The sequence below is a fragment of the Allotamlana fucoidanivorans genome (assembly GCF_045788535.1).
Taxonomy (GTDB): domain Bacteria; phylum Bacteroidota; class Bacteroidia; order Flavobacteriales; family Flavobacteriaceae; genus Allotamlana; species Allotamlana fucoidanivorans.
Window position 1 is genome coordinate 977,219 of the sequence record NZ_CP074074.1, and the last position, 24,858, is coordinate 1,002,076.

General features: G+C 34.1%; 22 protein-coding genes. 9 read left to right on the forward strand and 13 right to left on the reverse strand.

Translation table 11 applies throughout. The features are described 5' to 3' along the window. The first annotated feature begins 226 nt into the window (after positions 1-226). Both KFZ70_RS04640 and KFZ70_RS04645 read left to right on the forward strand, forming a co-directional pair. Complete coding sequence (locus tag KFZ70_RS04640) at positions 227-976, forward strand: SDR family NAD(P)-dependent oxidoreductase (RefSeq protein WP_139694656.1); 750 nt, start codon at positions 227-229, stop codon at positions 974-976. 25 nt (positions 977-1,001) lie between these two features. After that, positions 1,002-2,135, forward strand: a complete 1,134-nt coding sequence (locus KFZ70_RS04645; protein WP_139694655.1) for an ATP-binding protein — start codon at positions 1,002-1,004, stop codon at positions 2,133-2,135. A 133-nt stretch (positions 2,136-2,268) separates the two neighbouring features. On the opposite strand, the gene KFZ70_RS04650 is transcribed toward KFZ70_RS04645, so the two are convergent. The 6 genes from KFZ70_RS04650 to KFZ70_RS04675 all read right to left on the reverse strand — a co-directional run bounded on the left by KFZ70_RS04650 (position 2,269) and on the right by KFZ70_RS04675 (position 8,600). Further along, positions 2,269-3,459 (reverse strand): DUF1501 domain-containing protein, encoded by a 1,191-nt coding sequence (locus tag KFZ70_RS04650; RefSeq protein ID WP_139694654.1) that lies wholly within the window; start codon positions 3,457-3,459, stop codon positions 2,269-2,271. A gap of 3 nt (positions 3,460-3,462) precedes the next feature. Next, positions 3,463-4,851, reverse strand: a complete 1,389-nt coding sequence (locus KFZ70_RS04655; protein ID WP_139694653.1) for a DUF1800 family protein — start codon at positions 4,849-4,851, stop codon at positions 3,463-3,465. Positions 4,852-5,001: 150 nt separating this feature from the next. Next, positions 5,002-6,546 (reverse strand): aldehyde dehydrogenase family protein, encoded by a 1,545-nt coding sequence (locus KFZ70_RS04660; RefSeq protein ID WP_139694652.1) that lies wholly within the window; start codon positions 6,544-6,546, stop codon positions 5,002-5,004. A gap of 161 nt (positions 6,547-6,707) precedes the next feature. Beyond that, complete coding sequence (locus tag KFZ70_RS04665) at positions 6,708-7,583, reverse strand: endonuclease/exonuclease/phosphatase family protein (protein WP_139694651.1); 876 nt, start codon at positions 7,581-7,583, stop codon at positions 6,708-6,710. Continuing rightward, positions 7,584-8,117: a YciI family protein gene (locus KFZ70_RS04670; RefSeq protein ID WP_139694650.1), complete on the reverse strand. Its 534-nt coding sequence runs from the start codon at positions 8,115-8,117 to the stop codon at positions 7,584-7,586. Between the two features lie 6 nt (positions 8,118-8,123). Continuing rightward, a complete protein-coding gene (locus KFZ70_RS04675) occupies positions 8,124-8,600 on the reverse strand; it encodes a CYTH domain-containing protein (RefSeq protein ID WP_139694649.1) in 477 nt (158 codons plus the stop codon). A gap of 64 nt (positions 8,601-8,664) precedes the next feature. Here KFZ70_RS04675 and dinB point away from each other — a divergent pair, with 64 nt between their 5' ends. Continuing rightward, positions 8,665-9,774, forward strand: coding sequence for a DNA polymerase IV (dinB, locus tag KFZ70_RS04680; protein ID WP_139694648.1), 1,110 nt, complete (start codon positions 8,665-8,667; stop codon positions 9,772-9,774). Between the two features lie 33 nt (positions 9,775-9,807). Here dinB and KFZ70_RS04685 read toward each other — a convergent pair whose 3' ends face one another. After that, a complete protein-coding gene (locus KFZ70_RS04685; protein ID WP_139694647.1) occupies positions 9,808-10,353 on the reverse strand; it encodes a VOC family protein in 546 nt (181 codons plus the stop codon). A 190-nt stretch (positions 10,354-10,543) separates the two neighbouring features. Between KFZ70_RS04685 and KFZ70_RS04690 the strand changes: the two genes are divergently transcribed. Beyond that, on the forward strand, positions 10,544-11,446 hold the full coding sequence (locus tag KFZ70_RS04690; protein ID WP_139694646.1) for a DUF1080 domain-containing protein: 903 nt from the start codon (positions 10,544-10,546) through the stop codon (positions 11,444-11,446). A 133-nt stretch (positions 11,447-11,579) separates the two neighbouring features. Here KFZ70_RS04690 and pyk read toward each other — a convergent pair whose 3' ends face one another. The 5 genes from pyk to KFZ70_RS04715 form a co-directional block, all read right to left on the reverse strand. Further along, a complete protein-coding gene (gene pyk / locus KFZ70_RS04695) occupies positions 11,580-13,025 on the reverse strand; it encodes a pyruvate kinase (protein ID WP_139694645.1) in 1,446 nt (481 codons plus the stop codon). Continuing rightward, positions 13,025-13,510, reverse strand: a complete 486-nt coding sequence (locus KFZ70_RS04700; protein WP_139694644.1) for an IPExxxVDY family protein — start codon at positions 13,508-13,510, stop codon at positions 13,025-13,027. The genes pyk and KFZ70_RS04700 overlap by 1 nt, the downstream gene beginning before the upstream one ends. A gap of 119 nt (positions 13,511-13,629) precedes the next feature. After that, entirely contained in the window at positions 13,630-14,370 is a 741-nt protein-coding gene (gene rnc, locus KFZ70_RS04705; RefSeq protein ID WP_139694643.1) for a ribonuclease III, read from the reverse strand. A gap of 98 nt (positions 14,371-14,468) precedes the next feature. After that, the gene (fabF, locus tag KFZ70_RS04710) at positions 14,469-15,719 is read right to left on the reverse strand and encodes a beta-ketoacyl-ACP synthase II (RefSeq protein ID WP_139694642.1); all 1,251 of its coding nucleotides are present in this window, start codon (positions 15,717-15,719) and stop codon (positions 14,469-14,471) included. A gap of 21 nt (positions 15,720-15,740) precedes the next feature. Further along, on the reverse strand, positions 15,741-15,974 hold the full coding sequence (locus KFZ70_RS04715) for an acyl carrier protein (RefSeq protein ID WP_009778413.1): 234 nt from the start codon (positions 15,972-15,974) through the stop codon (positions 15,741-15,743). A gap of 188 nt (positions 15,975-16,162) precedes the next feature. Between KFZ70_RS04715 and KFZ70_RS04720 the strand changes: the two genes are divergently transcribed. From KFZ70_RS04720 to KFZ70_RS04735, 4 genes are all read left to right on the forward strand, one after another. Beyond that, positions 16,163-16,729, forward strand: a complete 567-nt coding sequence (locus KFZ70_RS04720) for a phosphoribosylglycinamide formyltransferase (RefSeq protein ID WP_139694641.1) — start codon at positions 16,163-16,165, stop codon at positions 16,727-16,729. Continuing rightward, complete coding sequence (locus KFZ70_RS04725) at positions 16,722-17,363, forward strand: viroplasmin family protein (protein WP_139694640.1); 642 nt, start codon at positions 16,722-16,724, stop codon at positions 17,361-17,363. The genes KFZ70_RS04720 and KFZ70_RS04725 overlap by 8 nt, the downstream gene beginning before the upstream one ends. Positions 17,364-17,571: 208 nt before the next feature. Continuing rightward, positions 17,572-18,498: a PfkB family carbohydrate kinase gene (locus KFZ70_RS04730; protein ID WP_139694639.1), complete on the forward strand. Its 927-nt coding sequence runs from the start codon at positions 17,572-17,574 to the stop codon at positions 18,496-18,498. A 113-nt stretch (positions 18,499-18,611) separates the two neighbouring features. Next, entirely contained in the window at positions 18,612-20,510 is a 1,899-nt protein-coding gene (locus tag KFZ70_RS04735) for an amidophosphoribosyltransferase (RefSeq protein ID WP_139694638.1), read from the forward strand. Positions 20,511-20,992: 482 nt separating this feature from the next. Here KFZ70_RS04735 and KFZ70_RS04740 read toward each other — a convergent pair whose 3' ends face one another. After that, complete coding sequence (locus KFZ70_RS04740; RefSeq protein WP_139694637.1) at positions 20,993-21,601, reverse strand: superoxide dismutase; 609 nt, start codon at positions 21,599-21,601, stop codon at positions 20,993-20,995. Positions 21,602-21,723: 122 nt separating this feature from the next. Here KFZ70_RS04740 and KFZ70_RS04745 point away from each other — a divergent pair, with 122 nt between their 5' ends. Continuing rightward, positions 21,724-24,858: an exodeoxyribonuclease V subunit beta gene (locus KFZ70_RS04745; RefSeq protein ID WP_139694636.1), complete on the forward strand. Its 3,135-nt coding sequence runs from the start codon at positions 21,724-21,726 to the stop codon at positions 24,856-24,858.

Sequence of the window (24,858 nt, forward strand, 5' to 3'; positions counted from 1 at the left end):
CAATCTTATTTACGGTAAAAAGAACGGAATGGATTATATTTTATTTTGCGAAATGTGAAGAATTCCTAAACAAAACCTGCTCATAGACATCTAAACACCTAACTATCAAATTTTAATAAATTAACTTTCAATAATACGATTTTGTTATGCTTTTAAGTATTTTTATATGTGTATTACAGATATACTAGCCATGTTGTTGCTGGTAATCCGTTAATCGAAAAAAACAATGAAAACAACTGCACTAATAACAGGAGCCACCAGTGGAATAGGCGAAGCTACTGCACATGAATTTGCTAAAAAAGGCATCAGACTAATTTTATGTGGTAGGCGCTTGGAACGCTTAAAACAACTTCAGAATACTTTAAAAAAGTTGACAGATGTACATATTTTAGACTTTGATGTGAGCGATAAAAATGCGGTATTAAAAGCTATAACATCCTTACCTTCAAAATTTCAACATATAGATGTATTAATCAATAACGCAGGAAATGCACACGGATTAGACCCAATTGAAAAGGGCTCTATAGATGACTGGGATGCCATGATGGACAGCAATGTTAAGGGGCTACTATACGTGAGTAAGGCGATTATCCCGCAAATGACAGAAAGAAAATCTGGTCATATTATTAATATCGGTTCATCGGCAGGAAAGGAAGTTTACCCTAAGGGCAATGTGTATTGCGGAAGTAAACACGCTGTACTGGCCATCACAGAAGGCATGCGTATAGATCTTAATCCGTATGGCATAAAGGTAGGGGCTGTAAATCCTGGTTTAGTAGAAACGGAGTTTTCAAAAGTAAGATTTAAAGGCGGAAAAGAGGCCGATTCGGTATATTCAGGCTTTAAAGCGTTACAGGCACAAGACGTAGCCGAAGTCATTTATTTTGCTATTTCAAGACCTCCACATGTTAATATTGCTGATGTCTTAATGTTTTGCACAGCCCAAGCCAATAGCACCATTGTAAACAAAACATGATTAACAAAAAAAGCCCTCTTAAAATATGATTAATAAACGTTTACTTATAAAACACCTTTTGGCCCATAACGATGAAAATAGTTTTTATGACAAGAAACGTAAAATTGATATTAGTCACAAAGAAGGTAAAGCCAAGTTTTTAAAGCATATTTGTGCCCTTTCGAATAGTAACCCTAAAAACAATTCATATATCGTAATCGGTGTTGAAAATGACGACAGCAATATAGTAGGTGTTGATTTTTTTGATGATAGTAAAATTCAAAACCTCATTAATGCCTATCTAACTAATCCGCCCATTGTACAATACGAAAATATACCGTTCCCACATTTACCTGATGACCGCGTTGTAGGCCTAGTCACTATCAGACCTACAGGTTTAATCACGTCATTGCGAAAAAATATTTGGAAATACTATGGTGGTTCTATTTTCTTAAGAGACGGCAGCATGAGCATGCCTAAAGTTTTCGATATTGTCATTAAGGATGTTAATTCTGAAATTGTTGCAGCCATTGAAAAAAATGCGCAAAATAACATTGAACACACCTTAAATGGTGTTTTTGATTTTATGAATACGCGCAAAGACTACCACCCTACCTATAAAGTCTTTAAAGAATATTTTGTGGTTTGCTGGTCTGGGCAAAAAAAGGAAGTAAAAGATGAGATATTTTATTCAAGAGTAGACATAGAGCTTATTAATGAGCAAGTGCGTTTATTTTTTTCGGCGTTAGACGAAGTTTCTATAGATACAACAGATGATAGTTTTAAAATAATTGAATATGTGAATTTAGGCCTTCAGGGCGCAAACAAGTATTATCAATTGGAAGAAACGTTAATAACCTTTGAAGATAATGCGCATTACCATATAGCCACAAAATTGCTGTTTAAAGCCCCTCAATTTGATAAAAAAATACTCCATCACATTTATAATGCAAATAATGCTATTCTTAGCCGAATGAAAAAAGGCCTACCATTAAACCAGAGTCAAGAACGCGATTTGCAAAACTTACCTGTTACTTATCTCATTTGTTACTTAAATAATTTTGAGGAAGCACTGAATAAGTTAACCGAAGCCAAACCTTTGTTAAAAGCACATAGCCCTAAAATATATAAACTGTATAAAGAAGCTATTAGAATTTTAAGAAAAGTGAAATACAGTTAATCCTTAACCTTAATTTAACCTTAAAAACTGAAAATGAAATAAAAATGTTTTATTTTTGTCTTGCTATTAATCTTTTTAAGATATAACCTTGCTTCTCCCAAACAATTTGGCATTGAGGCAAGGTTTTTTTTGACTATATAAAATCTAATTGATAAAACGATTTGTTCAATACCTTTGTATCATTTACTTCTAACCACTTATTAAGTACCGTGGCGTAAATGGTTCTAAAATCAATTTCAAATTTCAAATCGCCATTATCATCTAGGTTACTTAAATTGGGCATCCTATTGTACAAGCCTTGTTTTTTAAGATTTTCGCCAATAATAAAAACATTATTTGCTGTACCGTGATCGGTACCAACACTAGCATTCTGTTTTACACGTCGTCCAAATTCAGAAAATGTTAAAATCAAAGTATCCTTAAACGTGTTATTGGCTTTTAAATCTTGAACAAAAGCCTCAATCCCTTTAGCATAGATGTTTAACAAACGTTTTTGGGTAGCCAATTGATTTACATGTGTATCAAACCCACCTAAAGACGTATAAAATACTTTGGTGTTTAAGTTAGAATTTATAAACTGTGCTGTAGTTTTTAATTGCTTTCCAAATTTGTTACTTGGGTATTCTTTAGTACTAGAAATGGTTTTGCTGGCTTCATAAATATATTTTGCAGAAGACTCCGCTGCAATCATAGTTTTATAGAGATATCCTAGATTATGCTCGCTTAGGTGTGCATCATTTTGATGTTTCGTTACGTGCCTAAAATAAGGGTCTTTTGAAAGGTTATACAAGGCTTTAGAATCTTGAGTGGCCATGGCATTAAAATGCTCGCCTTTCATGGCTAAGGACAAACTTTCATCAATTTCAATAGCAGAATAAGGTTGCTTACCATAATGATCTAAATAGCGTCCTATCCAGCCGCTTTGAGCATATTCGTTAGAATCACTAGCGGTTTGCCAAATATCCATTGACCTAAAATGTGATCTGTTTGGATTGGGATACCCTACATTATTTATAATTGATAAATAACCCTGATCATACAAGTTTTTTAAGGGTTTTAAACTACTATGTAGCCCAACCTCATCATTGATTTTAAGGATATCCTTTGTTGCAATGCCCAGTGACGGACGTTCACTATAATACAAATCATTCCTAAACGGAATTACCGTATTTAAACCATCATTACCTCCTGATAGTTGAATGATAACCAATCGTTTATATCCCAATTGACTACTCGCCACATCTTCAAAAGCCTTAACAAAACTAGGCACAAAAAACAAGCTACTCGCTAATGATGATTGCTTTAAAAAATTTCTTCTGTCCATAACTTAACACATTTGATATTCGGGTAATGACATCAACTGAATGCAATATTCTTGCTTTGAAACTTTTTCTAAACTCTTTAAATAATGCGCTGTTCCATCATTAATTGGACAAGCTAAAAGTACACTTTCCATATCTTTGAACGGAACCGTTTTAAATTGCTTATTGAAGTAAGCCCAGTCTGTTTGCGTATTAAATCGTTTACCATAGGTTTTCTTAAACATGGCTTTTTTAGATTCTAATTGCTCATCATTAGTACCATTTTTCGCTTTTGAAATGTAGGCGCCATTAGTTAAAAGTGAAGGTAGTTTTAATCTTAGTACAATGGTGTTACTATCAATCCAACTTCTTCCGCCTTTCCATCCAGCAACATTAGGCGGATCTAACAAGGTTTGTCCTAACAATTTTTGCAGATACAGTAGCTGTTTTTGATTTTTAAATGTTACGGGAACCACCTTTTTTAAACCAACTAAAAACTCAATAGGTGATTTAATTTTTATCCCCATATTTTCTTCGTCATAAAACCAATCAGACATAAAGACGTAATGCATAAGCGTTTCAATGTTATAATCGTTATAAAAAACGGCGGTCATCGCTTCAATATGATCTTGATTCAAAGTATCATTCACAAAATATTTGTATACTTTGGTGCATATATATTTTGCACATTGTTTTTGTTCTAAAATAATATCTATAACAGCTTCACCATCAAAGTTACCTGTTTTACCCATAAAAGTTTTTTGTCCCTCGTCATGCGTTCGTTTTCTAAAAACAAATTCCCCTTGCAAATTATGAGAATATCCTGTGAATGCTCGGGCACTTTCTTTTATATCTTCTTCAGTATAATGACCAACACCAAGTGTAAACAACTCCATAAGTTCACGTGCAAAATTTTCATTTGGTTTCTGCTTTTTATTTTGCTTGGTATTTAAATACTTTGTCATGGCAGCTTCCCTTGAAACTGCTTTTACAAAGGCACCAAAATCACCTAGAGCATAACGCCTTAACGTATTATTGAACTGCTGTATATAGTTGATGTTGTTATCTTCACACACAAAATGATTTGCCCAAAAAAGTGTCATTTTTTCTCGCAATATCTCATTGGTTGTAGCGAGTCTGTCAATCCAGGCTGCGTTGAGTTCTATTTGTTTTTGTCTACTTATTTTCTGAATTTTTCTTCGGGTTTCAGCGTCTAACTTTTTATCTGTCATCATCGCGCTGAACATGTGTTTTATTTCAGAAGTATCTACTTCAAGTGAAGTCATCGGCTTTGAGTTCTTAAAAAGCTCATTAACAACCTTTTTTTTACTTTTTTTAGACAACCGTTCAATATCCTTTGGTAATATTCCAAAACCGACGCGCCAATATAAATGCTGAATGTGTTTAGGTTTCATGTAATGAACTTTTAAAGTAGTTATGAAAGATAGCATTATAGTGTATGCTTAGACTTAAAAATTGGGAAATGGTTTAATTACCTCATAGATAAGATACAAAAAAACCGACCCTTAAAAGGAATCGGTTATAACTTACTTTTCCTTTTTCAATCACAAATCAAACTTAATACCTTGTGCCAAAGGTAAATCTGTAGTATAATTAATCGTATTGGTTTGTCTGCGCATATAAATTTTCCAGGCATCAGACCCCGATTCTCTACCTCCCCCAGTTTCCTTTTCGCCACCAAAGGCACCACCAATTTCGGCTCCCGATGTACCAATATTTACGTTTGCAATACCACAATCGCTTCCCGCATGCGATAAAAACTGCTCGGCTTCTCTTAAATTATGTGTCATTATAGCTGAAGATAAGCCCTGAACCACATTATTTTGAATGGCTATGGCATCTTCAACCGCTCCTGAATATTTCAATAAATAAAGTACGGGTGCGAAAGTTTCATGTTGTACAATTTTAAAATGTGGTTGCGCCTCTGCAATAGCTGGTTTTACATAACACCCACTTTCATAGCCCACACCTGATAACAGACCGCCTTCAACAATCAATGTTCCTCCTTCTTCAACAACTTGATGCAATGCATTTTGATACATAGCTACCGCTCCCGAGTCTATAAGTGGCCCCACATGGTTACTTTCATCTAAAGGATTTCCTATGCGTAATTGATTATAGGCTTTAACTATGGCTTGTTTTACTTGATTATAAATAGATTCATGTATAATTAACCGTCGTGTAGATGTACATCGTTGACCAGCAGTCCCTACAGCTCCAAAAACAGCACCGATTACCGTCATTTTTATATCAGCGTCTGGTGTTACAATAATAGCATTGTTTCCTCCTAACTCTAAAAGTGTTTTACCTAATCTGGCAGCTACCACTTGCGCAACAGTTTTACCCATTCTAGTAGAGCCTGTTGCTGAAATTAATGGTATTCTACTATCTTTAGTCATAAATTCACCTACCTTATAATCCCCGTTTATTAAACACGATATACCTTCAGGTAAATTATTTTTTGCAAAAACTTCAGCAGCCATATTTTGGCAAGCTATACCACAAAGCGGTGTTTTTTCACTAGGTTTCCATATACAAACATCACCACAAATCCATGCTAGAGCAACATTCCATGACCAAACAGCAACTGGAAAATTAAAGGCAGAAATGATTCCCACTACGCCTAGTGGATGATACTGCTCATACATACGATGACCAAAACGTTCACTATGCATTGTTAAACCATGTAATTGTCTGGATAAACCCACTGCAAAATCACAGATATCAATCATTTCTTGTACTTCTCCTAATCCTTCTTGATAACTTTTGCCCATTTCATAAGATACCAACTTACCCAAAGCTTCTTTCTTTTCCCTAAGTTTATCCCCAAATTGTCGTACAATATCGCCTCGCTTTGGTGCTGGCATCAATCGCCAAGTTTTAAACGCCGATGTTGCAGCATTTACCACCTGTTCATAATCAACTTTTGTGGTTGCTTTTACACTACCTATTAGGCTGCCATCAACTGGAGAATAACTTTTAATGAGGTCTCCATTTGAAAACTGATTTAAACCTGTTGACGAACCTTCGTTGACATGTTTTATACCTAAAATTTCAAGCGTATCATCTATTCCAAAACTTACAGTCATTCCTTACTATTTTATTGATTTTTTAACTTTTTTATTATATATTACGAATATAATAATATAATGTTGTTTTTTGTAAATTTAATAGAATCAAACCATTGTCAATTTCTAATTAACAGTATTATAGATAGAGATAGTACTTTTACCCTAAAACACTTATTAAACTAAGGCTTTCTCACCACCGTTTTTATCATACTATGATCTGAAACCCATGTATTTCGTTTCGTTGAACATACTATCTCAATATCTTTAGACACCCAAATTTGATCTAAAGAAAGTAAAGGGATACCCCAAAACCAGGTTTCTCTAAACCCTATACCATTTCCATAAAAAAAGTGAACATAATTAGACTTCAACTTTTTTAAAAATATAGATTCATAGGGGATATTAAAATCGCCAAGAATAACAGTGTTTTCTTCTACCTTAATGATAGAATTAACAAAACGCCACTCCCAAGATCTTGGCACATCTGTGCTTCCTTGTGCATCTATTGCGTAAAAGTTTGTATGTGCTGTTTGAAAATGCACAACATTAGTATTAAAATCAGAAACCGTATCTAGCTTAACTAAAATGGGGGTTTTAGACAATATTTTTAATTCACCTTTTGATTTATAAAAATGAAAAAAGGGGTGGTCAGGTATTACATCCTGAACATCGGAATGAACAGCTTCTGTTAAAACCAAAAGGTCAGGTATCTCTTTATTTATGTCTAAAGCTTTTTTATAGTCATTATCTCTTGAGGCATTCCAAAAAACAATCTTTACATCATCTGGCTTTGATGTTTTAGAAAAGTTAAATGAAAAACTTCTTCCCACCCAAATCAAGAATAACACACTGGCTATCCATATATTGTATTTCATTTTTTTACCTAAAACTATAGACATCCCTAAAACCACCATAATAATTAAGGGTAAAGGGAAGGTATAAAACCACAAGGACGATTGATAGGTTGCGTCTTTTACAAAAAAATGCAACAACAATAATGCAAGAATTATGAGCAGATTTACGCAAAAAACGAATGCTCTTAAGAAATTCATCATTTATCTCAATTGAAAGCCTTTTGCCGCCCACCAAGGGTGAATCTCAATTTTTAATCGGCCCGCCTTTACCATAGGATCTGCATTGGCTAAACTATCTGCCATTTTTAATGTTGGAACGTTATAAATGGTCACACCTCTAATCTCGCCATCATCTCCAAAAGGCCCAGAAATATCAGCATAACCCAATTCATACATTTTTGATAAATGAGCCAGATGTTGTTCTTGTAACTCAGCTGATTCTTCTTCGTTTTGTCCTCTTATAGGTCCTGCTTTTAAAAATGCCATAAAATACTGTTGCATCAAAATGGTGTCTTGGGTTGTTTCATCAACGTAGTCAAAAATTTTAAACCCTTTACTTTTTAATTCTGCTTTAATTTGTTTTGTTGTTTTAACAGACTCAACCTCTTCAATAATGCTATCAACAACTACCTCTGTAATAGTTTCAACATCCTCTAATTCTTGATTTACTTGCTTTTCATTTTTGCATCCAACTGCAACAAAAATCACCAATAACTGTACAAATAATATTTTCATAATTTACTATTTAAACGCCCATGTACTAAAGGGCTGCTTACTTAAAACGGCATTATAATACTTAATATCTCCTGTTACCTCTTTACCTAACCATTTGGGTTTTATAAATTTTTCGTTTTTTGAACCCAATTCAATTTCTGCGACAACCAAACCATCATTATCACCAAAGAATTGATCTATTTCAAAAACATGGTTACCCACCTTAACCTCGTAACGCAACTTATCAATTATGGAAGGTTCGCACAATTTTAACAAGGCCTCAGCTTCTTGTTTTGGTATTTCTTTTTCCCATTCAAACCGGCTCAATCCATCATCAGAAGATATGCCTTTTACCGTAATAAATCCAAACTCTCCTTTTAATCTTACCCTAACCGTGCGTGATTTGTGCGTATTTAAAAACCCTTGACAAATTCTTGTTTGCTTAAAGGCTTCTGCTTTAAACGCATCAGATTTTACTAAAAACTTTCTTTCAATTTCTTCCATATAACTTTGCAATACGCTTTGGAAAGATACTCATAAAAACACATTTAATGGTTAAATTTACAGTATGTATACCAAACCGCCAATAAGGAAAATCATTCATGTAGATATGGACGCGTTTTATGCCTCTGTAGAACAATTAGATAATCCAAACTTAAAGGGCAAACCTATTGCGGTTGGCGGCGACGGAAAACGCGGTGTGATAAGTGCCGCAAGTTACGAGGCAAGGACATTTGGAGTGAAAAGTGCTATGGCCGGAAATCTGGCTGTGAAACTTTGTCCTGAACTAGTTTTTGTTAAGCCTCGTTTTGAACGTTACCATGAAATTTCAAAACAAATTAGAGCGATTTTTCACGACTATACAGACTTGGTAGAACCACTATCTCTAGATGAAGCCTATTTAGATGTTACTGAAAACAAAAAAGGAAATCCCAGCGCCTCTTTAATAGCCAAAGAAATAAGAGCACGTATTTTGAATGAGATAGGATTAACTGCATCGGCTGGTATCTCAATTAATAAATTCATTGCCAAAATTGCAAGCGACTACAACAAACCTAACGGACAAAAAACCGTAAATCCAGAAGAGGTTATATCATTTTTAGAAACTTTAGACATTCGTAAATTTTACGGCGTTGGTAAGGTAACTACCGAAAAAATGTATCAAAAGGGCATATTTACGGGACTAGATTTAAAACAAAAATCTTTGGAATATTTAGATACCCATTTTGGCAAATCTGGACGCTATTTTTACTACATTGTGAGAGGTATTCACAACAGTCCGGTAACACCAAATCGTCAACGAAAAAGCTTGGCAGCTGAGCGTACTTTTAGCGAAAACTTATCTTCTGAAATATTCATGTTACAAAAGTTAGATCATATTGCTGAAGAAGTATCAAACCGATTGAAAAAAAGCAAAATATCTGGGAAAACGATTACTCTAAAAATAAAGTATAGTGATTTTACACTTCATACAAGAAGTAAAACGCTGACTTATTTTATAAACGATAAGGCTCTAATACTGGATACCGCCAAAGATTTACTGTACCAAGAATCATTGAACAATTCTGTGAGGTTATTAGGTATTTCATTGTCTAATTTAAATACCGAAGCCAAAAAAAATACTGCTGGGCTTAGTCTTAATAAAAAGGTTAGTGTACAATTAAAATTTGACTTTTAAATCAATTCTAAAAGCAAACCTGCTTTGCTTATATTAATCCCATGCAGAAAGTCCTATAATTTCGCCATTGGGCCCCACGAAAAAAGTGTATTTGTCCCGAGCATAATGCTCATTTTCTAACTCGTAGCCCTCTGCTTTTAGTTTATCCCCAATAGTAACAATGTCATTCACTTTTAGCATGAAGTGATTGTGGTTGGTGTTTCCAATGGGGCCTATGGTATGGAGGTATTCAGGTGCAGTAAGTGAAAGTCCAATGGTTAAATCATCTGTCTTTAACTTCATTACTAGCATGCCTTCAATACCCTGTCCGTGAAGCACTTCGGCATCAGACATCTTAAAACCAAGAATCTCCCGATACAATTTTAAACTTTTCTCAAGTTGAAGTACATGGACACATATGTATCTCAATCCAGTTACTCTGGCTTGTGTCTTGACTTCATCCACAACCTTAGAATCGGCATTCTGAGCAAAACTATATCCTGCACCAGTAAGAAGGAACATGGCTATTAGGCAGCCTCTGAAAATAAAATTCAAACTCGTGTTGTTTTCTTTTTTGTTCATATTAATATTAATTATCATAACAAGTTTAGTTTATATAGTTAGTGGTTCATTTTACTGCTAAACTTAGATAAAAAACCTCAGAATGTATGAAGCAACCACTAATAAAAAACTGAACAACTGTTTTTAAATCTGGTTTTTTAACTTTAAAAGCTATGAAATTTTGTAATTTACTTCATGAATTCTTTAAGCAAACTAATCTGTAATAATAATGACACTTCACAAAATAGCTTTTTGCCTAATTTTCCTTTTATTATCCTGCTCCAAACAAGTTAAAAATCAACAACCTCTAGAAATACTTGAAGCTGGTACTTGGGTTAATTTAATAGACAAGGATCTATCAAAATGGGATACTTATTTAAGTTATCAAATACAACCAGGGTACGATGGTACTCAACCCAAAAATGAACAAGGAGAACTAGTTCGTCCAATTGGGTTAAACAAACCTGGTTATGATGTTTTTACAACAATCCAAGAAGGTGATGGCACCATCATAAGAAATACTGGAGAATACTACGGTTGTTTAGTAACCAAAGAGGAATTTAAAAATTATCATTTTCAGCTTAAATATAAATGGGGGAATAAAACATGGGCTTACAGAAAAGATTTATTAAAAGATTCTGGAATTCTATATCATTCTATAGGTCCCATGGCAGCAGAATTTTGGAGGTCTTGGATGTTGTCTCAAGAATTTCAAATTATGGAAGGACACACCGGTGATTTTTGGAGTCAAGCAAACTCTGCTATTGATATCAGAGCTTATAAACCAGAATCTAATTTAAACCCCTTAGCTCATGAGTCTCAAGATTATTTACCAATAACCATGCATGGGCCTTACGGAAATTATTGCCTGAGAAGTGGCAATTATGAAAAACCTCATGATGAATGGAACACATTAGATTTATACTGTTTTGAAGGCAAAAGTCTGCATGTTGTAAATGGAGAAGTTGTTATGATTTTAAAAAATTCTAGATATATAGATGAAAATGGTAATTCTGTACCGCTTATCAAAGGGAAAATTCAATTGCAAAGTGAAGCTGCCGAAATATTTTTTAAAGATATTAGAATTAGAGAAATAGATTCATTGACTCCGGAACAAAAAGCACTTTTCTGATTATAACCTAAATACCGAAGCCAAAAAAAATTCTGTTGATAAAAAAATGGTTAGTGTACAACTTAAATTTAAGTTTTAACCATAAAAAAGCCACCAAAATTGGTGGCTTTTTTATGGTATTCTATCTATACAATTAGAAATTACAATTTTCTATTTCAGTTACACGAAGTGTATTTACCATACCCTTTTCTTGAATTGGCATAGCTGCTAAACTTATAAGCATATCACCCACTTCTAGATAACCCATTTTACAAGCAATAGCGTTTACATCTTCTATTGTCTCATCAGTACTAACAAATCTATCATAATAAAAAGCACGTACACCCCATAACAAACTTAAACGTGTTAGTATGCGTTTATTTGAAGTAAATACTAAAATATGACATGACGGACGCCATGCCGAAATTTGGAACGCTGTGTACCCACTATTGGTCAATGTAGAAATGGCTTTTGCATTAATCTCATTAGCCATATTGGCTGCGTGATAACAAATTGATTTTGTGATATAACGATTTGTACGAATATGTGGCGGCATTTGAGGCACTTGAATAAGTGCCGAGTTTTCAACCGTTTTCAAAATATCGGACATTTTTTGAATAACCTCAACTGGATATTTCCCGACAGAAGTTTCTCCCGAAAGCATCACAGCATCAGCGCCATCCATAACCGAGTTTGCCACATCATTCACCTCTGCTCGTGTTGGCGTTAAACTAGAAATCATAGTTTCCATCATTTGAGTAGCAATAATAACTGGAATTCTAGCTCGTTTTGCACGAAGCACCAATTGCTTTTGTATTAAAGGCACCTCTTCTGCAGGAATTTCAACACCTAAATCGCCACGTGCTACCATCAAACCATCACAATGTGCTACAATTTTATCTATATTTTCAATAGCCTCTGGTTTCTCAATTTTCGCAACAATAGGTATTTTATATTCGGCATGCTCTTTAATCAAATCTCTCAATTGCATTAAATCTTCAGCATGACGTACAAATGACAACGCAATCCAATCTACCTCTTGGCTGATAGCAAAAATAGCATCTTCAATATCTTTTTTTGTTAATGCTGGTTGAGAAATGTTAGTATTTGGAAGGTTAACTCCTTTTTTCGATTTTAATGGTCCGCCTTGAATTACTTTTGCCGTTACTTCAGTTTTATTATCTGAAGACACCACTTCAAAAATCAATTTACCATCATCTAAAAGAATACGTTCTCCTGGTTTGGCATCTTGAGGAAAGTTCTTGTAGGTCATGTAAACACGATCTTTAGTCCCTTCAAATCGTTCTCCGGTGGCAAAAATAATCTCATCACCAGGGTTAACGATTACTTCTTCTTTCATCACACCCACACGAAGCTTTGGCCCTTGTAAATCGGCTAGAATTGCTGCTGTAAAGCCATACTCTTCATTCAACTCACGAATCATTTTAACGCGTTCAGCAACGTCATTATAATCGGCATGAGAAAAGTTTATTCTAAAAACATTTGCTCCCGCTTCAAGCATACCCTTTAAAACCTCTTTTGAACTGGTTGCTGGTCCGAGAGTAGCAACTATTTTTGTTTTTTTTGTTGTTGTTGACATTAGTTAAAAATTAAATTGTCTTTAGATTTCAATTGACTCGAATCAATACTGTAGGCGGTTGCAATTTGGGGTATTTTTAGTATACTATCAACAATATACTTTTCTTTACTAAAACTGAACTCGCTCTCTATTTTCAAAAAATAATTTACAGTTTTATATTCAGGCAACAGATAATTCGTTTTTATTATTTTTTCTTTCGAATCGAATAACGATTCATATTGTCTTTGCTGAAATTCTTCGGTCTTACAAATATTTGATACCAAGCTCCAAACTATTAGTTGTCTCTCATCTTCCCATTCATAAATTGAATATGAGGATTTACCTTGTTTAAAATCTAAATCAGAAGGTTTTCTTTTGAGCTCTGTACCTAAATATTTATTTAACAAATAGGCTAATCTGTAATCTTCAAGCCTACAATGTATTGCTATTAAAGTGTATAAAGCTTCATGAAACGTATCATCTAAAATAAATTTATGAACAGCCATAATTTACGCAAAAACTCGGTAAATATAGTATTTATAACTATTGAACTAACAAAATTACACCAATGTTAACAAGAAATTAAACTAAAACGTTATAGTTAATTACGTCACCGTACTATTTTCTATATCATTTTTGACATTCTACTTTGAAAAGCAAAAAACGCTCTTTTGGAAGCTTTTTCTTCTGCTTTTTTCTTTGATGTAGCTCTGGCTTTAGCCACTACCTTATTATCAATAGATAATTTTACTGAAAAGTGACGTACAATATCATTACCAGAATCTTCATAAACATGGTAATTAAATATTCTCTTTTCTTTTTGGCACCATTCAATTAAAAGGCTTTTATAACTAATTACCTTTCCTTCAAGTTTTTCAATATCTACGTAAGGTACAATAACACGTCTATAGATAAATTTTTCACAGTATTTATAGCCTCTATCTAAAAAAATAGCGCCTATTAGAGCTTCAAATAAATTACCGTGGATATTATCCCCAAACTGACCCGCAGGTATTTTACTCTCAACAAAATCTACCAGCCTCAATTCTTTACCAAGTTCATTAAGATGTTCTCTACTTACAACTTTTGAGCGCATCTTAGTTAGGTATCCTTCATCACCGCTAGGTACTTCCAAATATAAATGAGAAGCTACTACCGAACTTAGCATAGCATCGCCTAAAAATTCAAGTCTTTCATAGTTGAAAGGATTACCTTTACCGTCTTTTATATTCATAGACCGATGCGTAAAGGCTTTTTTGAAGTATTTAATATCTCGAGGTTTAAAACCTAGAATTTTAGTTAATTCCATAAAAAAAATCCCGTTACGTTTTGAACGGGATTTTAATATGTTAGGAATGTTTTTCATCTGAACGTAAATATATTATTTTATTGTCAGATGTAATAAACCATGGTTCATAATAATGTAAAATTTAATTTATCGTTATGGTTTATTTCATTCGGGATTTAATCTATTTTCTTGAATAATACACAAGCGTTATGTCCGCCAAATCCAAATGTATTACTCATAGCCACTTTAACGTCGCGCTTTTGAGCCTTGTTTAAGGTTAAATTTAATTCAGGATCAATATTTTCATCAACTGTTGTATGGTTAATGGTAGGTGGCACCATACCGTGCTCCATAGCCAATATAACAGAGATGGCTTCAATAGCTCCAGCCGCACCTAAAAGGTGGCCTGTCATTGATTTTGTTGAATTTATATTTATATTTTTTGCGTGACTTCCAAATACTTCTGAAATAGCTTTTAGTTCTGCAACGTCTCCTAAAGGTGTAGATGTTCCATGTGTATTAATATGGTCTACGTCTTCTGGTTTTAGGCCTGCATTTTCTAAACAGTTTTTCATTACCGCTATAACACCTATACCATCTGGATGTGGCGCAGTCATATGGTAAGCATCAGAAGACAATCCACCTCCTGCTACTTCTGCATATATTTTTGCTCCTCTAGCTTTTGCATGCTCATATTCTTCTAGAACAAGTGCACCAGCACCTTCTCCAAGTACAAACCCATCTCTCGTACCATCAAATGGGCGAGACGCTGTTTCTGGACTGTCATTTCTAGTTGATAATGCATGCATGGCATTAAATCCCCCCATCCCAGCAATAGTTACTGCAGCTTCACTACCTCCTGTCACTACAACATCACAATGCCCTAATCGAATAGAGTTAAGTGCGTCGAATATAGCATTAGCAGAAGAAGCACAAGCAGAAACTGTTGTATAGTTAGGCCCCATAAAACCATGTTTTATAGAGATATTTGCAGGTGCAATATCGGCAATCATCTTAGGAATAAAGAACGGGTTGAACCTTGGTGTTCCATCTCCAGCAGCATAGTTTAAAACTTCTTGCTGAAACGTTTCTAATCCACCTATTCCTGCGCCCCATATAACACCAACACGCAATTTATCCACTGCTTCTAAATCGAGTTTAGCATCCTCAATGGCTTCGTCGGCAGCAACCATAGCGTACTGCGCAAACTTATCCATTTTTCGAGCTTCTTTTCGATCAATAAAATCAGTTGCGTTAAAGTTTTTCAATTCGCAAGCGAATTTTGTTTTAAACTTTTCGGTATCATAATATGTTATAGGCGCAGCCCCACTTTTACCATTTACTAGACCGTCCCAATATTCATCCTTGGTATTGCCTATGGGTGTTAAAGCTCCTAATCCTGTGACTACAACTCGCTTTACTTCCATAAAGTACTTGCTTGTTTTTTCTTATTTAGCCTCTTCTATATAAGAGATCGCTTGACCAACTGTTGCAATGTTTTCAGCTTGATCATCTGGAATTTGGATATCGAATTCTTTTTCAAATTCCATAATTAATTCTACAGTGTCTAAAGAGTCTGCTCCTAAATCGTTAGTAAAGCTTGCTTCAGCAACAACTTCGTTTTCATCAACTCCTAATTTGTCTACGATAATCGCTTTTACTCTTGATGCAATGTCTGACATAATCTTTTTATTTTAAATTTTAATTAGTTGGCAAAAATAAAAAACTTTATTCTTTTAACACACCTTTACTTTAAAAATGTGTTGTCAATTTACTAAAATTAGTTTGAAGTATTTTTATTTTACTCACTATTTGTTAATATTTATTCTTTTTTTTGTTTTGAATAATCTATAACACTATAGCCTGTATTATGAAACGTATTGTAATTTTTGCATCTGGTAGCGGATCTAATGCTGAAAACTTAATTAAGTTTTTTCAAAATAGCGATCATGCACGTGTTACTCAAATACTTTGCAACAACCCACAGGCCAAAGTGCTTGACAGGGCTAAAAATCTTGAAGTTAGTGCTCTTTCATTTAATAGAGTATCTCTTTATAAAACAGATGATGTTCTCAATATTTTAAAAGCTTCTAAACCCGATTTGATTGTTCTTGCTGGTTTTTTATGGAAGTTTCCTGAACACATCTTAAATGCTTTTCCTAATAAGGTTATTAACGTACACCCCGCTCTTTTACCCAAATTTGGTGGCAAAGGCATGTATGGCATGCACGTACACAATGCCGTAGTAAAAAATAAAGAAACAGAAACTGGTATTACCATTCATTATGTAAACGAAAATTATGACGAAGGTGCTACTATTTTTCAGGATAAATGCGACGTATTGCCAACCGATACTGCCGATGACGTAGCAGCCAAAATTCATGAATTGGAAATGAAACATTTTCCTAAAGTTGTTGACCAATTACTACATGAGTAAAAAAAAGAAAAAATACTACACCATCTGGAAGGGTCATAAAACTGGGGTTTTTGAATCTTGGGACGACTGTAAAGCACAAATTAAAAATTTTGAAGGCGCCATCTATAAATCTTTCACAACATTTGAAGCTGCCAAAAAAGCTTTAAAAGAAGATTATAAAAACTATATTGGTAAAACCTCTAAGTTTACAAGTTCGCTTTCAGAAGAACAACTCAAAAAAATAGGCCAACCCAACTATAACTCTATTTCTGTAGATGCTGCCTCAAGTGGTAATCCAGGGCGCATGGAATATCGCGGCGTAGATACCAAAACTAAAAAACAACTCTTTACTCAAGGTCCTTTTGAAGAAGGCACAAACAATATTGGTGAGTTTTTAGCTATTGTTCACGGCTTGGCTTTCTTAAAAAAAAACAACAGTAACCGTATCATCTATACAGACTCTAAAACGGCCATAAGCTGGGTAAAAAAGAAAAACTGCAATACCAAACTTCAACGAAACGCCAAAAACAAACCCTTGTTTGATTTAGTTGACCGTGCTATAGAATGGCTAAAAACCAATACATACAGCACCACCATAGTAAAATGGGAAACCAAGGCTTGGGGTGAAATTCCAGCAGACTTTGGTAGAAAATAATACTGTATTTATTAAAAACAGAGGCATATTACACAGAATACACCCCTGTTCTCTTCATTGATAATAGCCTTTATCATTTTAGACACCCTATGTATTAAAAAGTCACATAAACTCAAAAAATAATTACACAAAGCTGATTGCTAACATTTATACCTCTTGTTAATCTTTAAAAAGACTTATATTTGCAAAAAATTATCAGGTCTCTTTTATGAGTAAATTAGTTATAGTTGGCACCGTAGCATTTGATGCTATTGAAACGCCTTTCGGGAAAACCGATAAAATTTTAGGTGGTGCTGCTACTTTTATAGGGTTAGCCGCTTCTCATTTTAATGTTGACGCTACTGCTGTTTCTGTTGTTGGTGGTGATTTTCCTCAAGCATATTTAGATTTATTAGCGAATAAAAACATAGATGTTTCTGGAGTAGAAATTATTAAAAATGGGAAAACATTCTTTTGGAGTGGGCGTTATCACAATGACATGAATACAAGAGACACGTTGGTCACGGAACTAAACACGCTTGAAAATTTCAATCCAGTTGTTCCTGAGGCTTACCGAGATGCAGAAGTGGTCATGTTAGGAAACTTACACCCTCTCGTCCAATCTAGTGTTATAGATCAAATGACCAAAAAACCTAAATTGGTGGTATTAGACACTATGAATTTTTGGATGGATTGTGCCTTAAATGAACTTCTTGACGTTATTAAACGTATAGATGTTATCACTATTAATGATGAAGAAGCCAGACAATTAACAGGAGAATACTCATTACTAGTAGCTGCTCGTAAAATTCATGAAATGGGTCCTAAATATATAGTTATAAAAAAAGGGGAGCACGGAGCACTTTTATTTCATAACGACCATGTGTTTTATGCCCCAGCTTTGCCACTAGAAGAAGTATTTGACCCAACAGGAGCTGGAGATACATTTGCTGGAGGATTTGCTGGATATTTGGCAAAAACAAATGATTTTTCGTTTGAAAACATGAAAAATGCTGTAATTTACGGTTCAACATTAGCCTCGTTTTGTGTTGAAAAATTTGGAACAGAACGCATGCAATATTTATCAAATAATGAAGTACATAAACGCCTGTTGCAATTTAAGCAATTAACACAATTTGATATAGAATTATCATAAAAAACAACGCGCTCAAAATAGAGTGCGTTTTTATTTAAATTAACCCATTGATTTCCAGTATATGGAAATCGATAAAATATTTTATTTCCGCGAAAGCGAAAACATTTTTTAATATGAGTGATGCTTTAAAACACGAATGTGGAATTGCCATGATAAGACTTCTAAAACCATTAGAGTTTTACAAAGAAAAATATGGCAGTGCTTTTTATGGTGTAAACAAAATGTATTTAATGATGGAAAAACAGCACAATCGTGGTCAAGATGGTGCCGGATTTGCCAGCATTAAATTAGATACAGAGCCAGGGCAACGTTATATTAGTAGAGTACGCTCTGTAGCACAACAACCTATACAAGATATTTTCGCTCAAATTAATGATAGAATTAATGGCGAGTTCAAAGCACACCCAGAATATGCTGATAATGTAGCAGCTCAAAAACGCAATATTCCGTACATAGGAGAGGTGTTATTGGGTCATGTGCGTTACGGTACTTTTGGGAAAAACAGTGTAGAAAGTGTTCACCCTTTTCTGAGACAAAACAATTGGATGCACAGAAACCTTATCATGGCTGGAAACTTTAACATGACTAATGTAAAAGAGCTTTTTGGTAACTTAATTGAACTTGGCCAGCATCCAAAAGAGTATACTGATACGATTACTATCATGGAAAAAATTGGTCATTTTTTAGATGATGCTGTAAGTAAAATATATAAAGACCTTAAAAAAGAAGGTTATAACAAAAGAGAAGCGTCACCTTTAATTGCAGAACGTTTAAAAGTTGGAAAAATTTTAAAACGAGCAGCCAAAAACTGGGACGGCGGTTATGCTATGGCGGGATTAATTGGTCATGGTGATGCATTTGTTTTACGTGATCCTGCAGGCATTCGTCCGGCATACTATTACCAAGATGACGAGGTGGTAGTGGTCGCCTCTGAACGCCCTGTTATTCAAACCGTATTCAATGTAAAGTTTGAGGACGTAAAAGAACTAGATCCTGGTTCTGCCATCATTACAAAAAAGTCGGGTGAAGTTAGAATAAAACAGATCCTAGAACCTTTAGAAAGAAAATCCTGTTCCTTTGAACGCATTTATTTCTCAAGGGGTAGTGATGCCGAAATTTACCAAGAGCGCAAAATGCTTGGTAAACTATTAATGCCCAAAGTACTTAAAGCGATAAATAACGACACCAAAAACACGGTGTTTTCATATATCCCTAATACGGCCGAGACCTCTTTTTTTGGTATGATAGAAAATGCTGATGCCTTTATCAATGAAAGAAAAACAAAGGCTATTTTAAACGGACAACGTTCTTTATCGGCCGCCAAGGTTACCGAGATTTTATCTGAGCATGCCAGAGTTGAAAAAATTGCTATTAAAGATGTAAAACTAAGAACGTTTATTACAGAAGATAGTAGTAGAGATGATTTGGTAGCTCATGTTTATGATGTAACATATGGTGTTATTAAACCAGAAGATAACCTTGTGATTATTGATGATAGCATTGTAAGAGGAACTACTTTAAAGAAAAGTATCCTGAAAATGCTGGATCGATTAAATCCTAAGAAAATCATAGTCGTATCGTCAGCACCACAAATTAGGTATCCTGATTGTTATGGCATTGATATGGCAAGATTGGAAGACTTGGTTGCTTTTAGAGCGGCATTAGCATTACTTAAAGACAACAACAAATATGATATTGTAAAAGAGGTCTATGAAAAATGTGTAACCCAAACAGATCTTGAAGATAAGTATGTTCAAAACTTTGTAAAAGAGATTTATGATCCGTTTACAGATGAGCAAATTTCGGACAAAATTTCGGAATTACTTAGTGATGAATCGATTAACGCAGGTGTTAAGATTATTTTCCAATCGGTAGAAAATTTACACAAGGCCTGCCCTAAACATTTAGGTGATTGGTACTTTACTGGAAATTATCCAACCGTTGGAGGCAACAGAGTAGTTAACAGAGCGTTCATTAACTTTTATGAAGGAAACAAAGAACGCGCCTATTAATTGACGATTTAATAATTTTTAACACATAGATCTTAAATAATGTATTTCAACTTATAAATATGCTATTCGTCTAAAAAATATACAGATTATCTAAAATAGATATAACTTGCCCTCACCATAACATAAGTAGGTTAAGTTCATGGTAGATTTGGGGCAAAAAAAGGTGAACGCTTGTTCGCCTTTTTTTATGCCATATTATTTCCTTTTACTCTATTATTTTATCTCAAACACCCCTTCTCATAAAATTAGTTTAGTTTCTGTTAAGCCAATTTTTAAGTCATTCAACCAAAATATTTTTAAAGCCCTCTGCACCCCTATATATTTGACTCACCATAACATAAGTAGGTTAAGTTCATGGTAGATTTGGGGCAAAAAGGTGAACATCTTGTTCACCTTTTTCATTTAAAGCAATATGTGACTTTTACGCATAAAAAAATCGCCTAAAACTTAAGCGATTTTTTTATGCGTATTGTGTTTCCTAATTATTTTGCTTCTGCATAGCGTTTTTCAACTTCATTCCAGTTGATAACGTTAAAAAAAGCACTAATATAATCTGGACGACGGTTTTGGTAGTTTAAATAATAAGCATGTTCCCAAACATCAAGACCTAAAATTGGCGTACCGCCACAACCAATGCCTGGCATTAACGGATTATCTTGATTTGCTGTAGAACAGATTTCAAGTTTTCCTCCTTCATGCACACACAACCAAGCCCATCCAGAGCCAAAACGTGTAGCCGCAGCTTTACTAAATGCCTCAATAAACTCATCTTTTGAGCCAAATGTAGCCTCAATAGCATCTTTTAATTCTCCAGACAAATAGCCTCTACCTTCTGGGTTCATTACTGTCCAAAACAAAGAGTGATTATAAAACCCACCTCCATTATTTCTAACAGCCGTATTGCTTGGATCTAAATTTGCCAAAATATCTTCAATAGATTTTCCTTCCAAATCTGTTCCTGCAATCGCATTATTTAAATTGTTAGTATATCCCTGATGATGTTTTGTATGATGTATTTCCATAGTTCTAGCATCCATGTGTGGTTCTAGAGCATCATAGGCATACCCTAATTCTGGTAATTCAAAAGCCATAATAATTTGTTTTAAATATTAATTTTAATGTCATCAAATTTACACATTATACTGGCCAATTAAAAATAATAAATTGTTATCAAACTATTGATAGTTTTTATCTTGTAAACAAATTCACAAATATGCCCAAAACGCAGCCTTTTATAATTTATAACGCCTCCGCAGGTAGTGGAAAAACCTATACACTAGTAAAAGCTTATTTAAAACTTTTATTTCAAACAGATAACTTGTTTTATTTCAACCGTATTTTGGCAATCACATTTACCAACAAGGCGGTTTCTGAAATGAAAGAACGGTTAATAGAAACCTTAAAAACGTTTTCAAAGCCAGATATATTAACGTCACCAGACAGCATGTTTGAAGCCATAAGCATCGAGTTAAATCTTGCACCCAACAAACTACGTGAGCGCTCTGAAACGTTACTCCAAACCATCATTCATAATTATGCTGCTTTTGATATTTCTACCATTGATGGTTTTACACATAAACTTATTAGAACCTTTGCACATGACCTTAAGTTGCCCTTAAATTTTGAGGTAGAAATTGATCAAGAAAGTCTCCTGACTGAGGCTGTTGATAGCTTATTATCAAAAGCGGGAACAAACCCTCAACTTACTAAAACTTTAGTTGATTTTGCTATTGAAAAAGCCGATGATGATAAAAGTTTTGATTTGTCTTTTGATTTCAATAAAATAGCCAAGTTGCTCGTTAACGAAAATGACATCTCGTACATTGAAGCCTTAAAAGATAAAAGCTTACAGGATTTTGCTCAGTTAAAACAGCAAATTGGATCAGAAATTTCAGAAACTGAAACCATCATTATTACTGAAGCTAAAAACATTCTGAATACTATTTCACAATCTGGCTTAGAAGATGTGCATTTCAGCAGAAAAACATTACCCAATCATTTTAAAAAATTAACACAATTAGAATTTAAAAACATATACAGCAACAAATTAGAAGAAAACATCTCAGAAAGAAAAAATATTTACAATAAAACCTTAGCTCCTGATTTAGCTCAAACTATAGAAGCCTTGTTACCCCAAATTGAGCAGACCTTCAAGGCGATTAAAGCAAACGTGTATCATCATAAATTTTTAAAATTATTTTACAAAAACATTACGCCCCTTTCTGTACTTAATGCTATTGATAAAGAACTTCGTTTTCTTAAATCAGATCAAAATAAAATGTTAATTTCAGAATTTAATACCATTATTAGTAACGAAATAAAAGGGCAACCTACCCCGTTTATTTATGAACGCATCGGTGAAAAATTTAAGCATTATTTTATTGATGAATTTCAAGACACATCAATCATGCAATGGAAAAATTTAGTACCACTTTTAGGCAATGCCTTAGCATCTGAAGGCGGTACTAGTATGCTTGTTGGCGATGCAAAACAAGCTATATACCGTTGGCGTGGTGGTAAAGCCGAACAATTTATTGGTTTATGTCATGCAGACAATCCGTTTCATACCAAAAAAAGTGTGGAACACTTGCCTGCAAACTACAGGAGTTTTAATGAAATAGTTACTTTCAACAATCAGTTTTTTACATTCTTAGCTCAGTATGCCTTTAGTCAGGAAAGCTATCAGGCGGTATATGAAAATGCCTCTCAAAACCAGATTCAAGACAAACAAGGGTATGTAGAACTATCGTTTCTAGAAATTGATAAAGATCAAAAAAGAGATGATATTTTTCCTCAAACCGTTCTAGAAAAAATAAACTTTTGTTTAGAACAAGGCTTTGATTTTGAAAATATCTGTGTATTGGTAAGAAAACGCAAAGAAGGAGTAGCAGTGGCTAATTATTTAAGCCAAAACAATATCCCTATAATTTCATCAGAAACCTTATTAATTTCTAGTGCACCTGAAGTGGCCTTCATTAATCATGTATTAGAACTACTGATACAACCCAAAAACAACCAAATTAAAATTGAAGTTTTAGACTTTTTAGCCCACACATTTAATCTCAATGATAAACATAGCTTTTTTAATAAACACATTAACCAGTCACTTTCAGAGATATTCAACGATCTGGAATCTTATGGCATTACCATTTCCCATGAAAACCTATTACAACTTCCTTTATATGATTTGGTAGAAACCTTGGTGAGAAGCTTTGGTTTAACGCAACAATCTAACGCATATATTCAATTTTACTTAGATCTTATTTTAGATTTTTCTCAAAAAAAAGGGTCAGACATAGCCAGTTTCCTAGATTATTTTAACAAGAAAAAAGATAGCCTAAGCATCATTTCTCCTAAAGGTCAAAATGCGGTACAAATCATGACCATTCATAAGTCAAAAGGCCTTGAATTCCCTGTGGTCATATTTCCTTATGCCGATTTAGATATTTATGCCGAAGTGGATCCCAAAGCATGGTTTAAACTTGATAACACAAAATATGGCTCTTTACAATACACCCTATTAAATTATACGAACGATTTTGAATATTTTGGCGAAGAAGGTTACCGTATTTTCAATAAACATAGAGCCGAACAAGAATTAGATAGCATAAACTTGCTCTATGTAGCCCTAACACGAGCAGAAGAACAGCTTTACATTATTTCCTCAAAAGATATTTCGGCAAAAGGAGAAGTTAATACCAAAAGGTATTCAGGATTATTGATTAGTTATTTACAGCACAACAGCATATGGAACAATTATGAATTTACCTATGCTTTTGGAAAGCCCATAAAAGAATCGACTCCATCAAAACCAAAACACAAAACAAAAACGCAAGAGGAATTCATCTCTGTGTCTAAAAACTACCATAATATAAAAGTAGTAACCACATCAGGCTATTTATGGGATACCCGCCAAGAAAAAGCCATTGAAAAAGGGAATTTGTTACATACTATTATGTCTCATATTATTACCAAAAATGATATTGAAAGCGTTATTTCCCGTTTTATTGACGAAGGTAAAATCAACAAAGCACAAGCAACGCTACTTAAAGCGGTTGTAGATAAAATTGTTAATCATGAAAAACTACAAAAATATTTCAGTGACGCCTACACCATCTATAACGAACAAGATATTATCACTAAACAAGGCCTTATATTAAGGCCAGACCGTATAGCTATTAACTCGAAAGGACAAGCCGTAATAATAGATTACAAAACGGGTTTAGAAGATAAAACACATGCCCAACAACTACAATCTTATCAAGACGCCTTACAAAGCATGAAAATTAGCACAAAAAAGAAAATTCTTGTGTATCTAAATGAGGATATAAAAATTAAAGATGTGTAA

Bases quoted from the DNA above. Each gene is read 5' to 3' on its own strand.
- KFZ70_RS04715 (WP_009778413.1), bottom strand. From the start codon at position 15,974: ATGTCAGACATTGCATCAAGAGTAAAAGCGATTATCGTAGACAAATTA.
- fabF (WP_139694642.1), bottom strand. From the start codon at position 15,719: ATGGAAGTAAAGCGAGTTGTAGTCACAGGATTAGGAGCTTTAACACCC.
- KFZ70_RS04745 (WP_139694636.1), top strand. From the start codon at position 21,724: ATGCCCAAAACGCAGCCTTTTATAATTTATAACGCCTCCGCAGGTAGT.
- KFZ70_RS04640 (WP_139694656.1), top strand. From the start codon at position 227: ATGAAAACAACTGCACTAATAACAGGAGCCACCAGTGGAATAGGCGAA.
- KFZ70_RS04730 (WP_139694639.1), top strand. From the start codon at position 17,572: ATGAGTAAATTAGTTATAGTTGGCACCGTAGCATTTGATGCTATTGAA.
- KFZ70_RS04670 (WP_139694650.1), bottom strand. From the start codon at position 8,117: ATGAAAATATTATTTGTACAGTTATTGGTGATTTTTGTTGCAGTTGGA.
- KFZ70_RS04655 (WP_139694653.1), bottom strand. From the start codon at position 4,851: ATGAAACCTAAACACATTCAGCATTTATATTGGCGCGTCGGTTTTGGA.
- KFZ70_RS04660 (WP_139694652.1), bottom strand. From the start codon at position 6,546: ATGACTGTAAGTTTTGGAATAGATGATACGCTTGAAATTTTAGGTATA.
- KFZ70_RS04720 (WP_139694641.1), top strand. From the start codon at position 16,163: ATGAAACGTATTGTAATTTTTGCATCTGGTAGCGGATCTAATGCTGAA.
- KFZ70_RS04685 (WP_139694647.1), bottom strand. From the start codon at position 10,353: ATGATAATTAATATTAATATGAACAAAAAAGAAAACAACACGAGTTTG.
- pyk (WP_139694645.1), bottom strand. From the start codon at position 13,025: ATGTCAACAACAACAAAAAAAACAAAAATAGTTGCTACTCTCGGACCA.
- dinB (WP_139694648.1), top strand. From the start codon at position 8,665: ATGTATACCAAACCGCCAATAAGGAAAATCATTCATGTAGATATGGAC.
- KFZ70_RS04665 (WP_139694651.1), bottom strand. From the start codon at position 7,583: ATGATGAATTTCTTAAGAGCATTCGTTTTTTGCGTAAATCTGCTCATA.
- rnc (WP_139694643.1), bottom strand. From the start codon at position 14,370: ATGAAAAACATTCCTAACATATTAAAATCCCGTTCAAAACGTAACGGG.
- KFZ70_RS04700 (WP_139694644.1), bottom strand. From the start codon at position 13,510: ATGGCTGTTCATAAATTTATTTTAGATGATACGTTTCATGAAGCTTTA.
- KFZ70_RS04645 (WP_139694655.1), top strand. From the start codon at position 1,002: ATGATTAATAAACGTTTACTTATAAAACACCTTTTGGCCCATAACGAT.
- KFZ70_RS04690 (WP_139694646.1), top strand. From the start codon at position 10,544: ATGACACTTCACAAAATAGCTTTTTGCCTAATTTTCCTTTTATTATCC.
- KFZ70_RS04725 (WP_139694640.1), top strand. From the start codon at position 16,722: ATGAGTAAAAAAAAGAAAAAATACTACACCATCTGGAAGGGTCATAAA.
- KFZ70_RS04735 (WP_139694638.1), top strand. From the start codon at position 18,612: ATGAGTGATGCTTTAAAACACGAATGTGGAATTGCCATGATAAGACTT.
- KFZ70_RS04650 (WP_139694654.1), bottom strand. From the start codon at position 3,459: ATGGACAGAAGAAATTTTTTAAAGCAATCATCATTAGCGAGTAGCTTG.
- KFZ70_RS04740 (WP_139694637.1), bottom strand. From the start codon at position 21,601: ATGGCTTTTGAATTACCAGAATTAGGGTATGCCTATGATGCTCTAGAA.
- KFZ70_RS04675 (WP_139694649.1), bottom strand. From the start codon at position 8,600: ATGGAAGAAATTGAAAGAAAGTTTTTAGTAAAATCTGATGCGTTTAAA.